Source organism: Nostoc sp. (assembly GCF_036919575.1).
GTDB lineage: Bacteria > Cyanobacteriota > Cyanobacteriia > Cyanobacteriales > Nostocaceae > Nostoc.
Map to the genome: position 1 here is coordinate 65,249 of NZ_JBALBY010000002.1, position 15,045 is coordinate 80,293.

Sequence of the window (15,045 nt, forward strand, 5' to 3'; positions counted from 1 at the left end):
TCTCCGCTTCGGGGAGAGGTTTGGAGAGGGGTTTTAAGAATAAGTTGCACATCGCGCGAACTCTTTTTCTGGTAAAATTTTGCATCTTGACTACCAATGCCGTAAGGGGTATCTTGTGGTTTGGGTCTTCACCTACAATAGGTAATTTTGTAATCAAGTAGGTAAACACTGTGGCACAGGCTTCGTCTTATTGGCAGCAATTGATCAACCAGATTTCAAAATGGAACTGGTCGCTGACAAAATTCAAGACAAAGGGAGCCACAAAGCAGCAAACATTTAAGCGCTTCTCTGGGCCTGGGGGCTTTCTTGGGTTCCTGACAATCGTCGTTGCCATGTTGTTGTGGAACTGGATACTGCTATTGGCTCTCTTAATCGGCGTTGGGATAATGGTATTGGTTTACTCAATGCAGGAGTGGGACTGGCAATTGCACTGGTCTAAGATACATAAGTTCTTAAACAGTTCAAATCGTCGGTTAGCCTTAGCAGTCGTCAGTGGTGGTCTTGCGACTGTCAGCACTTACATGGCCGCTGCAATTTGGATTGACTCTCACAGTCCTTGGATTGGCGCTGGTGCTATTGTGCAAGGTCTGGGAACCCTGTTAACTTTAATTTTATTGGTTTGGCAAATTGTCAACTTCTATGAAAATCGAGAAGAAGACCACCTCGATCAGTTGTTGGTCAATTTAACAGAAAAAGATCCATTGAAGCGGTTGATTGCCCTACGTCAACTAACTAAATTCATCAGCCATAAGCGAGTTGATTCTTCAGTGCAGCAAGATGTTGTGGAATGCTTGCAAATGCTAATTAGTCGAGAGGAGGAAGTTGTGATTCGAGAGGCAGCTTTTAAGAGTTTACAAGCTTGCGATCGCCTACAACTTCTACCACCCAAAACAGCAGCAACTTTCGTACCCCTATCGACAAAAGTCAAGCACCACGTTTATTAATTATGGCTCAAAAGCAGTATGAAAGAGAGTTTCGGGTCAAGTCATACTGCTATGCTGCTTGAATTTTGTCAGTCAACCAGGCAAGATATGTGTAAATAAAGCAGATTCCAAGGAAAGTGAAGTACACAACGATTCGTCCCAAAGCGAGGTATGAACCCTGTTTTACTTCTGAATTCTGGATTCTGGATTCTGAATTCTGCTGTAAATGTGGTTATTCAATATATAGTATGCCAAACTATAGCAATCCGATTTGATTCCTGAATTTACTTGCGTGGTAAGGGGAACATAAACAAGATTCTTGCTCCCTCTCCTTACCAAGGAGAGGGTTGGGGTGAGGTTTTACAAGGCTTTTTACACTCATTGAGATGCTCCCGAAATAATTCCTATATTAGTTAAATTAAATATCAAAATCCAAATTTTACTTAAAAATCAAGATAGAACGCCCCAACTGCTAGAAAATCTTCCAATGTTAGATAATAATGTTATTTTTTATTGTCTGGCAAAATTTCCATAGTTTTGGCGAAGCAACTTCGCAGAATTATTGAAAAGCCTTGAAGAAGAATTCAGAAGTCAGAATCAATCAGTCGCGGATTCAGACCCGCGACTGATTGAAGACCACCAAATCGTAGATTTGGTGGGGGTATCAAACCCGCTTATTCATCCGCCAGTCATACAGAATTCATTCTGAATTCTGACTCCTGACTCCTGAATTCTGTTTGATAAACATTAAATTACTTTTGTGTAACCAATGATAAATAGGATAGAAAAAACTCTAGATAAACAGCGAGATATTAGATTTGATATCTTAAAAACCATCGCGCTGATTTGTATTATTTTTGCCCATGTAGGACCTGAAAATAATATTTTCTTTGATATCAGACGTTTTGATGTACCTCTGATGGTTATTGCATCAGGAACATTATATTACTATTCAGCTAACAATAAAAATATATCTTTTTGGAATTATTTGCAAAAAAGATTGCCTCGTCTGATTGCCCCGGTATGGTTATTTTTGAGTTTTTTCTTCATTTCGGCTAATCTGATATTTCTTTTGCTGGCTAAACCTTATCCATTTTCGTCTTCAGAAATAATTGAAACTTTTTTCTTCATAAAAGGGATTGGATATGTCTGGATTATTCGTGTATTTACTCTCGTTGCTATTTTTGCGAATCCTTTATTGAAGTTATACAAATTCTGTAAGTCAGAAAATAAATTTTTAGCTTTGCTCTTTTTAATATATGTGGGATACGAAATATTATTTCTTAAAATTGGCCATTTTCACTTACACAATCAAATCATTATACAATTGATCGATGATTACTTATTTTATCTTATTCCCTATGGATGTTTATTTGGCTTGGGCATAGTATTACTCCAACTTAGATTTAAAAAAATATTATTTATTTCGGGATTGTTTTTGACTATCTTCTTATTATTAACTGGGTTCTATTATCGGACTCTAGGACATTTTGCATCTACCGCAGATTTTAAATATCCACCCACAATGTACTTTGTTTCCTATGGGATTTTTATGTCTTTGTTTGCTTTTTGTGCAGTAGATAGAATTTGTTCTAAGTATAATTTATCTAACAATAATCATATCTTAATCAGGGGAATTATTTTTATTAGTTCATCCTCTTTATGGATATATTTATGGCATATATTCTTTATTTATTATTGGCAAACCCTGGTAGTATATTTACCAAAATTTGCCAGTCACTTTTTGATTGCCTTTTCAGTAGTAACTGTAGGAGCGATCGCAGTCACTTATCTACAGAAAAAAATCGTTTCTGGAATAATTAGGAAAACCACATTTGGTCAAAATTACTCGAATTTACTTTCTATGCTGTTGTTAAAATAATTTTTACTCAGTAAAACAGATTATGCAACTTGAATGCCGATTAGCTTATCCCTATATTGGTGATTTGTCATTTGTAAATCAGGACTTACGCACTCAAAACCTGAAACCTTGATCCCCCCTAACCCCCCTTAAAAAGGCAGGGTGGTTTCATACGAAAAAAGAAAAATACATAAGTCTTAATTTCTCATGTAGAACCATCGATTTTGACCCCTCTCCAAACCTCTCCCCGAAGCAGAGAGAGGCTTTGAAACCCTGTTTTGGTTTTTCTCTGCTTGTATGAAACCACCCTGCCTAACCCCCCTTAAAAAGGGGGGATCTCAAAAGCCCCCTTTTTAAGGGGGTTGGGGGATCTCTTATGCGTAAGTCCTGCAAATGACAAATGACCAATACTTATTTTCAAGACAGCCGTCCATTGCGAACTTGCACTACCCGATGATTGCATCGCCGCACCAATTGTTCATCGTGAGTGGTAACAATTACCGTAGCTCCAAAGGAATTTAACTTCTGGAGAATCTGGATGACTTGCCAGGAATTATCTGGATCGAGATTTCCAGTTGGCTCATCCGCCAACAGCAGGGGTGGTGTACCAACGATCGCTCGTGCAATACTCACCCGTTGTTGCTCTCCCCCAGACAGTTGATCTGGAAAGCAGTCAGCTTTATTCAGCAAACCTACCAGTTTCAAGGTTGGTTGTAAACGTCGTTGAATTTCTTTACGGGTATACCCTTGAGCTTGCAGCACAAAAGTCACATTTTCCGCTACTGTTCGTTGGCTAATCAGTTTGTAGTCTTGAAACACAATGCCAATGCGTCGCCGCAATAATGATAAGCGATCGCCCCGTAAACCCGCTACATTACATCCATCAACAATTACTTCTCCTTGTGTAGCCAACTCCTGGCCATACAGCAGTTTCAAGAGCGTTGATTTACCAGAACCACTTGGCCCTGTGATAAACAGAAATTCCCCCTTTTTTACCTCAAGGTTCGCATTCAACAAGGCATGACAGCCATTAGTATAGGTCTTGGTTACAGATTGCAACTGCACCTTTACAGTCGTATTGCTACCGTGGTGTTGAGTTTTACTGTCCTCTCTATGAACTGATTTGTCTGTCTTAACTTGAGTTGTTAATACTGGCATTATTAAATTTTCCTCATACCCACAACCAAATAGTTTGCCGGATTATATCCCACATTCCTCTCAAAAATAATGATTCCCAGGTTTCGCCTGGGAATTTAAAATGCAACAAATAAAATTTCAAATTTTTAAAACCTCGTTTCCAGCCTCTGGCTGGAAATGCACCTCATTGCGACTCTGGCGCAAGTCAAGAGGCAGCAGCCCTCCCGGAATGCATTCCCAGTCGGAGACTGGGAACGAGACAATCTCTAAATGCTGCTTCGAGACTAAGTTTCACGTTAAGTTTACACCCATGAGCAATCTTCCCTACGAGAAATCTACATCTCGAAAAGTTTGTGTAAAATAGTACAAGTAATAACACTCCTAACTCCCCACTCCCCACTCCCCACTCCCCACTCCCCACTCTCCACTCCCCACCCTTAACTAATAGCACCCCTTGCTGTCAAACGATAAACAAACGCTTTCACAGCAAAGGCTGGCAAAGCCAACATCCGCCGCCAACGCCAAGGTTCTTGATAAAGCCGATACAACCATTCCAAATTATTATTTCCTAACCAGGCGGGAGCGCGAGTTTTAGTTCCCGACCAAATATCAAAACTGCCACCAACGCCAATCCAAATTGCTTGAGGACACAAATGGCGGTTTTCGGCAATCCATAACTCTTGACGTGGCACTCCCAAACCGACAAAAATCACTTGTGGCTGCAATTGAGCGAGAGTTTGTCGCAATTGTGCTTCTTCTTCTGGCGAATGGTAGCCTGAGTGAGTGCCTACGATATTCAAATCTGGAATTTGCTGCTGCCAAAAATCTGCCGCAATTGAGGCCACTCCAGGCGCTCCTCCATAGAAAAATACCTTTGCCCCTGTCTTCTGTTGCCCAAGTTCTTGCAAAAGTTTTTCTGCTAATTCAATCCCCGGAAAACGCTGCACTTTTTGCCATAACAGCCAGCGCAAATACAGAACAACCCCGGCTCCATCTGGAATCACTAGTTCAGCATTTTTAATTACCTGAGCTAAGAATTGATTTCGCTCTGCCTGCATAGTCATTTCTGCATTCAGGGTTACTACATGAGTTCCTTTGCCTGCGTGCAGGCATTCTAACAACCAGCCTGGATAGTTAGCCATCACATGAACTGGTATTCCCAACACTGAAAATGCTTGATTGCCGTTAGACATAGCCTATTCTTGATTAACGATCACACCAGATTTCCTTGAATGTTAAGTTTATCAAACGCCAGTGAATGCTTACGGATGTATTCTCTGACGGTAAGGGTAAAATCGTTGTTATTCGGTCGATTTTAGCACAAATTAAGTTACAGCTATTTTCAGGTAAATAGACCACGCGGGTAGGGGCACAGCACTGCTGTGCCCCTACGACGGATGTGGTTCAAATACATGATTTCTGCTGTAAATCAAGATGATTATTCATTGAATAATTGTGAGCTTATTGACTGCTGCTGATTAACCCCCACTATACTACTTGCGGTTAGTGTGGGAGTATGTCACGAAACTCGACTTTATAGTTAAGGTAGTGTAACGGGCTGAAGTTGGCTATGAGTAAAATTCGTATCGCTCTGATTGAAGATCATGACCTAACTCGTGTGGGTATTCGCACAGCACTACAGCAAAAGGATGAAATTGAAGTTGTAGGTGAAGCTGCTAATGCTGCTGAAGGACTAAAAATGTTAAAAATGCTACAACCAGATATTGCGATTGTAGATATTGGTTTACCAGATAAGGATGGCATTGAACTGACACGGGAGGTAAAATCTACTACTAATGGGCAGCAGCTAGTCACAAAGGTGTTAATTTTGACGCTGCGGGATAACAAAGAAGCGGTGTTGGCAGCTTTTGCGGCTGGGGCAGACTCTTACTGTATGAAGGATATCAAATTTGATAATTTGCTGGAAGCAGTGCGAGTAACTTACAATGGCAACGCCTGGATCGATCCAGCGATCGCTCGGATTGTATTACAACAAGCCCAACAAAATCCCCAAAAGTCGGAATCGGCTTTTGTCGATATCAAGGCTATTGCCTCTAACCCTGATTCTGTTGACACTCTGGAAGGAATTCAACCTTACACCCTGACAGAAAGGGAATTAGAAGTGTTACAGTTGATTGTCGAAGGTTGTAGTAATGCACTAATTGCGGAAAGACTTTACATCACTGTTGGGACTGTTAAAACTCACGTTCGCAATATTTTGAATAAGCTATGTGCCGATGACCGTACCCAAGCAGCAGTCCGCGCCTTGCGTTCTGGGTTGGTTGGATAAAGTTAATTTTGGTGTGGAGCAATTATTGAGGATGAAGAAGAGAAACTCACAACTTTGAGAAAGTTATATTTTCAAAGTGAATGGCTTCTCTAATTTTCTGTTATTTATCAGGTGGGATAAAGATCACACTATCTCACTATTCAAATATGTGAAAACTGAAGTTAAATATGCCTGAGATCGGGTTGGACAAACTTAAGCTCATGGTGGTAGATGATGAGCCAGATAACTTAGATCTACTCTACCGCACTTTTAGGCGAGATTTTCAAGTATATAAAGCCAATCATGCCTTTGCTGCTCTGGAAATCTTGGAGAAATTTGGCGAAATGGCGGTGATTATTTCTGACCAAAGAATGCCAGAAATGAATGGCACTGAATTTTTGAGTCGTACTGTAGAGCGCTTTCCAGACACGATTCGGATTTTGTTAACTGGTTTTACTGATGTCGAAGATTTGGTGGATGCGATTAACTCCGGTCAGGTATTCAAGTACATTACTAAACCCTGGAATCCGGATCGGCTGAGAGCGTTAGTTGAGCAAGCCACTGATACATATCGCCTAGTTAAGAAGCGCACGCAAGAATTACGTCGAGCCCTACGGCGAGAATCTTTGTTTAATGCGGTAACAACAGCAATTCGGGAATCTTTAGACTATGACAGTATGCTGCAAAAGATTGTCGCAACTATTGGACAAACATTTGAAGCTACCAGTTGCTTGCTCAGACCAGTTGAGGACGATCGCCTCACACCAGACCAATTTTTTTACACCGATGCGGAAGCCGATGTATCAGATTACTTCTTCGACCCCAGTCTTTTAATTGAAAAGGTGCTGGAAACTCGTCATTATCAACTTGCTGAAGATGTATATAACGGTAATCCTTCTCACCACTTGGTTGTACCACTTAGCTACCAGCAGCATATGTTGGCTGTGCTGGCCCTCAATCAATGGGGACGCGATCGCCCTTGGCAAGACGAAGACATCCAACTGATTGCAGGTGTTGCCGAACAAGCAGCCTTAGCCCTCTCTCAAGCAAAACTCTACCAGCGCCTCCAAGAAAAGCAAGAGCAGATTCACAATGAGTTGGAAGTGGCTCGCCAAATTCAATACAACTTGCTACGCCAAACTTTACCTGACATCAAAGGTGTCAAGGTGCAAGCCTGCTGCTATCCCGCGCGAGAAGTCGGAGGCGATTTTTTTGAAGTTTTTGTTCATCCCAAAGGCGACTTGTGGTTAGCAGTGGGTGACGTTTCTGGCAAGGGTGTCCCAGCTGCTTTATTTATGGCTAGTATTATTTCAGTTTTACGCCGGGAATTATCTCAAGAAACACCAGCCGAGCCAAATGTGGTCATGCAGAACCTCAACCACGCTCTCAGTGAAGACTTGATTAGCAACAATTATTTTATCACCCTTGTGTTAGTTTGTTATACCCCTACCACCAAGGAACTCGTCTACACTAATGCTGGTCATATCTATCCACTATTATGGTCACGCCAAGCCGCTTTAGCTGACAATCCCAATTACCTCAAAGTCCGCAGCATTCCTTTGGGGATCTTGCCTAAGTGGCAGGCACAGTCTGGTCGTTTGGTTCTCGCTGCTGGAGACACATTGTTACTAGCCAGCGATGGAATTACAGAAGCAATGATATCAAATAATTTTTATTCAGCAGTCAAAACCGAGTCTGACGTTGAGCCAGTTAAGCGTTCTATGCTGAATCAAGATGGTCTTTGGCATCTCTTACAACAAGAGGAACAACCGCTTTCTCTTAAGCATTTACTAGCTCGCATCCAGGCAGATAACCAGGTTCAAGAAGATGATCAAACTATACTTTCACTGGAGATTTTGTAAGTCATGAAAAGTGAGCTTCATGTACCAAGTGACTTGAATTTTCTTAATATTGTCGAAAACTGGTTGCTGGGATGTTTGAAAATCCAGTTAGGAGATTCTGTAGATTGGTCACGGCAATCAAGTCGTTTGAGACTGGCTTTGGTAGAAGCCTACTCAAATGCAGTCCGTCATGCTCACAAGGAGAAACCAAATTTACCGATTTTACTGCGTTTGGAACTCAAAGGCCGGGAGCTTTCCCTAGAAATTTGGGACTACGGCGAAGGCTTTGATATGTCAACCTACTATGCTCCAGACCCGATGGAAAAACAAGAAGGTGGTTATGGTTGGCTGATTATGAATCGTCTTATGGATAAGGTAGAGTATCAGTTGCAGGTTAATGGTGCCAACTGTCTCAAGTTAGAAGCGACTTTACCCGAATTAGTCCGATAGATAATAGTTCCTATTTTTCAAGTCATGTGATTTATCCGAATTTAAGATGACTAGATTTTGTTTTGGGTATTATTAGACCTTGCCTAAGTCATTATACTTATTTGCTACTTTTGACGACGTAAAGAAATGTGAGTTGGATAAAACTATCCCTCTTTGACTCCTACGGTGTATACCCAAGTCGAATTACCCCCCTTAATCCCCCCGATATATTGGGGGGAAACTGGAAATTTAGTTCCCCCTTAGAAAGGGGGGAAACTGGAAATTTAGTTCCCCCTTAGAAAAGGGGGAAACCGGAAATCTAGTTCCCTCCCCTTTATAAGGGGAGGGTTAGGGTGGGGTAAAACCTTGGTTAATCAGCTATTTCAGACTTGTGTGTACACCGTAGCCCTCCGACTCGGAGAGGGATAGGTCTTTTGATTCGACTAATTAGGGGGACATTATGTACCCCGTCGAACTGACGTTAAAGAAAGTAACTCTTGGGGAGAAGCTAAAAGTTTGATTCTAGTATAGGAAATTTGCCGTTGTTGGTTGAGGATAAATAGCCACAAGACATTTACACTACACCAGTCAGTTTGGGCTTTGCCTGTTACCTGCACTTGGATATCACCGTTTTCTAAAGTCTCGGCTATTCCGGTGTTGGGGTAAGCTTTAATGTTTTGGCCTTCTTGTTTTAAGTAGGCTGCGATCGCATCTGTCCCCACAATATCAGATTCAAATGGTGGACGCATCACACCATCTACCGCAAACAAGGCAGCAGTTGCCTCAAATTCTCCTGTATTTAAGGTTTCAAAATAACGCAGTATACTTAGTTCTGTAATTCCCTCAATCTGGAATTCTTCTTTCAACTGCGCTGGCGATATAAATTCAGCAGAGGTCATAAAATTACCTGTATTATGCTAGCTGAATATTAATTTCAATACAAAAATAGGTAAAAAGAAAGCTGCTGTTGAGATAGATTACCACATATTGGTAAATCTTCCTCACGATGGAAGTTTTACAGCAGAACTTAGGAGGAGGCAGCCTTAACCCTTCTGAAAAAGGCTGCCGTTTACACACAAAGTCTTTCTTGACGCAATTTACGGTTTATCGAATAGCCTCTGAGATACCTCAAGAAAGGTTCTGCTACGCAAAACCTGTCCCTCTCCTTGGTAAGGAGAGGGATTTCCGTTAGGACAGGGTGAGGTTTTTTTTGACTTATTTGTATGGGCTTTGACACTCCCCGACCTCAAGGTGCGGGGATTCTTGATTCAACGAGTCCACTTAGATTAGACCCCTTGCGGTATCTAACCCTCCTTGTGGTTCTCTCTTCAAGCGTTAACTTTCCGAGTGCCCCTCGGTAGTTGGAGGATTCCAAAATTTGTTTGATTGAAATTCTGATCGTCTAGTCCCCATGAAGATTTTACCTATTCCTGGGCAGGAACTAGAACTATGGAATAGAACCCCATATCAACAAGAGTCAAGGTACAGATTGCCATTAGGCATTTAGGTTTTTATACAGGTTGATTACCGTTCCTGTTAAACATAATTTTATCAGAACGTGAAGTAAAGCGTAAACACCTCAAACCGTTTTCATTCCTTGCCTAAAGTACGTAATACGGCGCGTAGCGCCTTGAATCTTGGGTTTTCAACGAGTGTTTTTATAAAATTTATATGGATGAGAAGCAACAAATCTTAATTAAAGGTATTGATTACGTAATGTATAATTACAATGCCTTTAGGTAAGGCAAAATCCCAATAAAAAAATGAATCAGTATTCTGTAACAAGCAGCAGTGTAGTGAAAGAAAAAGCTAAGGAGTTGGGCTTTCACAAAGTTGGAATTGCTGGTGTAGATAGGGTAGATGCCACAGAAGCGCATAGGTTACAAGCATGGATTGAACTGGGTTATCACGCCGATATGGAATGGATGGCTAATCCCAAGCGTCAGGATATCAGCTTAGTGATGCCAGAGGCGCGATCGCTAGTGTGTGTGGCGCTAAATTACTACACACCAGATCAACGTCCCCAAGGCGAGGAATATGCCAAAATTTCCCGTTATGGTTGGGGAAGGGATTATCACAAGGTGATGCATAAAAAACTCAAGCAGCTATCTACATGGCTAAAATCACTTGATCAAGGCGTACTAGCTCGTTATTATGCAGACACTGGCCCGCTGCAAGAAAAAGTGTTAGCTCAACTTGCCGGAATTGGTTGGATTGCCAAAAATGGTAATGTGATTACACGAGAATATGGCTCTTGGGTATTTTTGGGAGAAGTGTTGACCAATTTGCAATTAGAGAGCGATCGCCCGCATACAGAACACTGCGGTAGCTGTACTCGTTGTCTTCAAGCCTGTCCTACGGGTGCAATTACTCAGCCTTTTGTCGTGGATGCTAATCGCTGCATTGCTTATCATACCATTGAAAATCGAGCCGAGGAATTACCAGAGACAATCACACCTCATTTGCAAGGCTGGGTTGCTGGTTGCGATATTTGCCAAGATGTTTGTCCTTGGAATCAACGTTTTGCCAGCACAACTGATATTGCAGAGTTTCAGCCTTATCCTGGGAATATTGCTCCCCAACTGCTAGAATTAGCCCAAATCTCAGATCAGGAGTGGGATAACCGATTTCCAGCATCTGCCTTGCGGCGGATTAAGCCAGAAATGTTACGACGCAACGCCCTAGCTAATCTTGACGCATCCAGGCGAAAGAATGACCCCGAAAGTAATTATTTTTGATTTTGATGGCACAATTGCTGATACAGTAGATGCCCTTGTAAGTATTGCTAATCGTCTAGCTGTAGACTTTGGTTATAGACAAATAAGCCCAGAGCAATTAGCCTTTCTTAAAAACTTAACATCTAGGGAAATTATTAAGTACTCAGGAGTTTCTCTATTTAAGATACCTTTTCTAGTTAAAAAAGTTAAAGGGGAATTAAAAAACAAAATCCCAGAATTAAAGCCAATTCCGGGAATTAAAGAAGCATTAATGGAACTCCAAGCTAAAGGATATAAGCTGGGCATTATCACTTCTAATTCTAAAGAAAATGTGACGCAATTCCTGACAATCAATGATTTAAATCACCTATTTGATTTTATCTACTCAGGAATTACAATTTTTGGTAAAACAACGATCATTAATAATGTATTAAGGCAAAATCAACTCAAACCTCAAGAAGTTATTTATGTCGGTGATGAAACCAGAGATATAGAAGCATCAAGGAAAGCAAATATCCAAGTGATTGCTGTGACTTGGGGCTTTAACTCACCGGAAGCACTAGCGAAGCAAAATCCAGATTATTTAATTCAGCGACCTAGCGAACTACTAGAAGTGATGAATGGTCGTTGAAGAAGAATGCAGAATCCAGAATTCAGAATTCAGAATCAATTCAGCCGGGGATTCAGACCCGCCACAACGAAAGTTGACCACCAAATCTATGATTTGGTGGTTTTCAATAAGTGGTGGTAACAGAGCAGTTCGACACGCTCACTGTGTCACTTTGCCGTACCCCTACGGGGAAGCAAGCTACGCGCAGCGTCTCGTAGAGAAGTGCGGGTCTGAATTCCCCACTCTTTGATTCTGACTCCTGAATTCTGAATTCTGAATTCTGAATTCTGACTTCTGAATTCAATTTTTCCGTTCACCCTTTTCCAAAGCTTGTTGTATTAGATCATCACTGACATTAGTTACACCCTCAGTCTGAGTATTCCCAACTTCCTTTGCTAACTCTACAAAATCATCAGGATTACCAGTTGACTGCGTTTGGGTTTTTGTCTCTTCTGGTTTAGAGGTTTGATATTTAGGTGCAGTCGCTGCTTGGGCTGCTGCTGCACCTTCACCTGTGCGATCAACTTCACTAACACTGAATTTCTGTGCAGCTGCATAATCAGCATCAAAATCCACTGTTGGCGCTTTTTCTTCACCACTGGCGATGCTTTCGGCAGCTAATTGTGCATCCTGGGTGGAAGCTTCATTTAAATTGGGCTTTACTTCATCCGGCATAACTAAAACCTTTGGTAAATTTTTTATTGCTGGGGCGATTATAGCAAAGTAATCTACTGCTTTCTTGCTTCCTTAAGAGAGACTTTTACCTCTATTAAAAGGTAGATTAAAGCTACAATTTCCAATTATTTTAATTCTTTCTATCGATAGTAGAATCTGATTCTCGAACTCTGGTAAAAAATAGTTGGGACTGTTAAATTACCTTGGAGACAAACAATAATGACTGCAAGTTACGACAAAAATATTTCTCAAGCTCAGAGCAATGAAACTCAAAAATTGGTGGACGCTTTTAATGGCTTAGATACTGATGCCAAACTAGCTTGGTTCTATTTTGTTTATGAAAAAATGGGTGATTCGATCACCCCAGCTGCTCCAGCTGCGGCCGAACCAGAGTTAGCACCAATTCTACTTGGAGATTATTTTGAATTATCCGATGAGCAGCAACTAGATATTATGCGGGATATTGTTAACCGCAAAGATACAGAATATTCGCGTGCTTATGGGGCGATAAAAGAAAACAACCAGCTGTTAGTTTGGTATGCTTGGGCAGTAGCTATGGGAGAAACGGTGGTTGACTTACCAGCTAGCTATCAGGTAAGTGAAGCAATTAATGATCTGGTTTCCCAAATTGAAGGACTAGATTTTGAGGAGCAAATTTCAGTGTTTCGGACAATAGCTGGTGAATTGGGTTACACCGATGTTAAGCCGATCGCAACCCAAGCAGAAACTGGGAAAACGCCGAGTTTGTAATCATATCAAAATCGCATATCAGCCCTGGCGACTGGAAGTCGCGGCTACACAAACAAAGTCCGCCAACGCGGACTAAATCTACATACATAACCTGTCTTTAGCCCAATGACTAGAAGCCCTGGCGACTAAAGTCGCGGCTACACAAACAAAGTCCGCCAACGCGGACTAAATCTACATACATAACCTGTTTTTAGCCCAATGACTAGAAGCCCTGGCGACTAGAAGTCGCGGCTACACAAACAAAGTCCGCCTTCTCTTCGAGACGCTACGCGAACGCGGACTAAATTTAGATACATAACCTCTGTTTGTCTCAATCACTAGAAGTTGCGGCTACACAGCAAGCTGATTTAAGTCGGCTGGGGTGAGGTTGGAGTGTACTACTTCACCATCACGGAACCAAACGATGCGCTGGGTTTGACGAGCAACTTCTGGTTCATGAGTTACCATGACAACGGTGATTCCACTGGCATTGAGTTCGCCAAAAATATCTAAGACTTCTTGGGTTGTGTGGGAATCAAGTGCGCCTGTGGGTTCATCGGCTAGGAGTACTACGGGACGATTAACGATCGCACGGGCGATCGCTACTCGTTGTTGTTGTCCGCCAGATAGTTGAGTTGGTTTGTTGTTGAGGCGATTTGCTAAACCGACTCGCGTCAGTGCAACTGTGGCGCGATCGCTTCTTTCTTTGGGATTGACATCAGCATACAGCATCGGCAGTATCACATTTTCTAATGCTGTTAGTTGGGGCAATAGGTGGAATTGTTGGAAGACAAACCCTAGCTTTTTGTTACGGATGTGTGCCAATGAGCGATCGTCCATTTGGGCTACATCGAGGTTATCTAAGTAATAATGTCCAGTGGTGGGGCGGTCTAGACAACCGATAATATTCATGGCTGTGGATTTACCTGAACCAGAAGGCCCCATGATTGCACAATATTCACCCTGTTCCACAATTAGGTTGACATCATTCAGCGCTCGGACTTCTGTTTCGCCACTACCATAAATCTTGAAAATGTTTTCTAGTCGAATGATTGCTGGTTTCGGTACAGGATTAGCAACTAGAGAATCGGTAATTGAAATAGTTTTTGCCATAAAGATTTAGTTAATAGTTATTAGTCATTAATTCTTTCTTCCTTGTCTCCCTTGTCCGCGTTGATTTGTTGTTGGAAGAAAGGGCAATTCTTCTGACTGAAGGTTTCTAAAAAGGTGATATTCTCGCGTATTATAGCATGAACTTTCTGTAATGTTTCCTCATAATTATTTGTGTAAAGGGGTCTTATTTTACCCCACCCTAACCCTCCCCTTATAAAGGGGAGGGAACTAGATTTCTTTTTTCCCCCCAATAAACGGGGGATTAAGGGGGGTAATTGGACTTGTGTGTACACCCTAGCTTATAAAGGGGAGGGAATTAGATGTTCTAGTTTCCCCTTTCTAATGTTATTTTAGCGATCGCATTTGTTGATTTGGCGATCGCATTTATCGATTTGGCGATCGCATTTCTTGATTTGGCGTTCGTATTTCTTGATTTGGCGATCGCATTTGTTGATTTGGCGATCGCATTTATCGATTTGGCGTTCGCATTTATCGATTTGGCGTTCGCATTTATCGATTTGGCGTTCGCATTTCTTGATTTAGCGTTCGTATTTCTTGATTTAGCGTTCGTATTTCTTGATTTAGCGAGCGCATTTCTTGATTTAGCGAGCGCATTTCTTGATTTGGCGAGCGCATTTCTTGATTTGTCGTAAACATTTTTTGCATTAGTAGTTGACTTGTATAAATTTATACATTAATATATAAGCATGAGAAAGGCGATCGCCCTCCGGGAAGAGTCCG

At 41.6% G+C, this 15,045-nt stretch carries 14 protein-coding genes; 9 read left to right on the top strand and 5 right to left on the bottom strand.

What is annotated here, in order from left to right:
- Window positions 1-170 precede the first annotated feature (170 nt).
- Both V7K27_RS00830 and V7K27_RS00835 read left to right on the top strand, forming a co-directional pair.
- Entirely contained in the window at window positions 171-944 is a 774-nt protein-coding gene (locus tag V7K27_RS00830; RefSeq protein WP_334943387.1) for an armadillo-type fold-containing protein, read from the top strand.
- 748 nt (window positions 945-1,692) lie between these two features.
- The gene (locus V7K27_RS00835) at window positions 1,693-2,805 is read left to right on the top strand and encodes an acyltransferase family protein (RefSeq protein ID WP_334943389.1); all 1,113 of its coding nucleotides are present in this window, start codon (window positions 1,693-1,695) and stop codon (window positions 2,803-2,805) included.
- A gap of 396 nt (window positions 2,806-3,201) precedes the next feature.
- Here V7K27_RS00835 and ftsE read toward each other — a convergent pair whose 3' ends face one another.
- Window positions 3,202-3,942: a cell division ATP-binding protein FtsE gene (gene ftsE / locus V7K27_RS00840; protein WP_334943391.1), complete on the bottom strand. Its 741-nt coding sequence runs from the start codon at window positions 3,940-3,942 to the stop codon at window positions 3,202-3,204.
- 416 nt (window positions 3,943-4,358) lie between these two features.
- Window positions 4,359-5,114: a WecB/TagA/CpsF family glycosyltransferase gene (locus V7K27_RS00845; RefSeq protein WP_334943393.1), complete on the bottom strand. Its 756-nt coding sequence runs from the start codon at window positions 5,112-5,114 to the stop codon at window positions 4,359-4,361.
- Between the two features lie 377 nt (window positions 5,115-5,491).
- Between V7K27_RS00845 and V7K27_RS00850 the strand changes: the two genes are divergently transcribed.
- From V7K27_RS00850 to V7K27_RS00860, 3 genes are all read left to right on the top strand, one after another.
- The gene (locus V7K27_RS00850) at window positions 5,492-6,211 is read left to right on the top strand and encodes a response regulator transcription factor (RefSeq protein ID WP_334943395.1); all 720 of its coding nucleotides are present in this window, start codon (window positions 5,492-5,494) and stop codon (window positions 6,209-6,211) included.
- Between the two features lie 167 nt (window positions 6,212-6,378).
- Entirely contained in the window at window positions 6,379-8,052 is a 1,674-nt protein-coding gene (locus tag V7K27_RS00855) for a SpoIIE family protein phosphatase (RefSeq protein ID WP_334943397.1), read from the top strand.
- Between the two features lie 3 nt (window positions 8,053-8,055).
- Window positions 8,056-8,481 carry an ATP-binding protein gene (locus V7K27_RS00860; protein WP_334943398.1) on the top strand — a complete coding sequence of 142 codons (426 nt, stop codon included), beginning with the start codon at window positions 8,056-8,058 and terminating at the stop codon, window positions 8,479-8,481.
- A gap of 437 nt (window positions 8,482-8,918) precedes the next feature.
- Here the strand turns inward: V7K27_RS00860 and V7K27_RS00865 are convergent, their stop codons facing one another.
- Window positions 8,919-9,359: a ketosteroid isomerase family protein gene (locus V7K27_RS00865; RefSeq protein WP_334943400.1), complete on the bottom strand. Its 441-nt coding sequence runs from the start codon at window positions 9,357-9,359 to the stop codon at window positions 8,919-8,921.
- Between the two features lie 864 nt (window positions 9,360-10,223).
- Here V7K27_RS00865 and queG point away from each other — a divergent pair.
- Both queG and V7K27_RS00875 read left to right on the top strand, forming a co-directional pair.
- On the top strand, window positions 10,224-11,198 hold the full coding sequence (queG, locus tag V7K27_RS00870; protein WP_334943402.1) for a tRNA epoxyqueuosine(34) reductase QueG: 975 nt from the start codon (window positions 10,224-10,226) through the stop codon (window positions 11,196-11,198).
- Entirely contained in the window at window positions 11,173-11,808 is a 636-nt protein-coding gene (locus V7K27_RS00875) for an HAD-IA family hydrolase (RefSeq protein ID WP_334943404.1), read from the top strand. The genes queG and V7K27_RS00875 overlap by 26 nt, the downstream gene beginning before the upstream one ends.
- 279 nt (window positions 11,809-12,087) lie before the next feature.
- On the opposite strand, the gene V7K27_RS00880 is transcribed toward V7K27_RS00875, so the two are convergent.
- Window positions 12,088-12,462 carry a hypothetical protein gene (locus V7K27_RS00880; protein ID WP_334943406.1) on the bottom strand — a complete coding sequence of 125 codons (375 nt, stop codon included), beginning with the start codon at window positions 12,460-12,462 and terminating at the stop codon, window positions 12,088-12,090.
- Between the two features lie 219 nt (window positions 12,463-12,681).
- Between V7K27_RS00880 and V7K27_RS00885 the strand changes: the two genes are divergently transcribed.
- Window positions 12,682-13,212, top strand: coding sequence for an orange carotenoid protein N-terminal domain-containing protein (locus V7K27_RS00885; protein ID WP_334943408.1), 531 nt, complete (start codon window positions 12,682-12,684; stop codon window positions 13,210-13,212).
- A 330-nt stretch (window positions 13,213-13,542) separates the two neighbouring features.
- Here V7K27_RS00885 and V7K27_RS00890 read toward each other — a convergent pair whose 3' ends face one another.
- Complete coding sequence (locus V7K27_RS00890; RefSeq protein ID WP_334943409.1) at window positions 13,543-14,304, bottom strand: ABC transporter ATP-binding protein; 762 nt, start codon at window positions 14,302-14,304, stop codon at window positions 13,543-13,545.
- A 371-nt stretch (window positions 14,305-14,675) separates the two neighbouring features.
- Here V7K27_RS00890 and V7K27_RS00895 point away from each other — a divergent pair, with 371 nt between their 5' ends.
- Window positions 14,676-14,957, top strand: coding sequence for a hypothetical protein (locus tag V7K27_RS00895; protein ID WP_334943411.1), 282 nt, complete (start codon window positions 14,676-14,678; stop codon window positions 14,955-14,957).
- Window positions 14,958-15,045 lie beyond the last annotated feature (88 nt).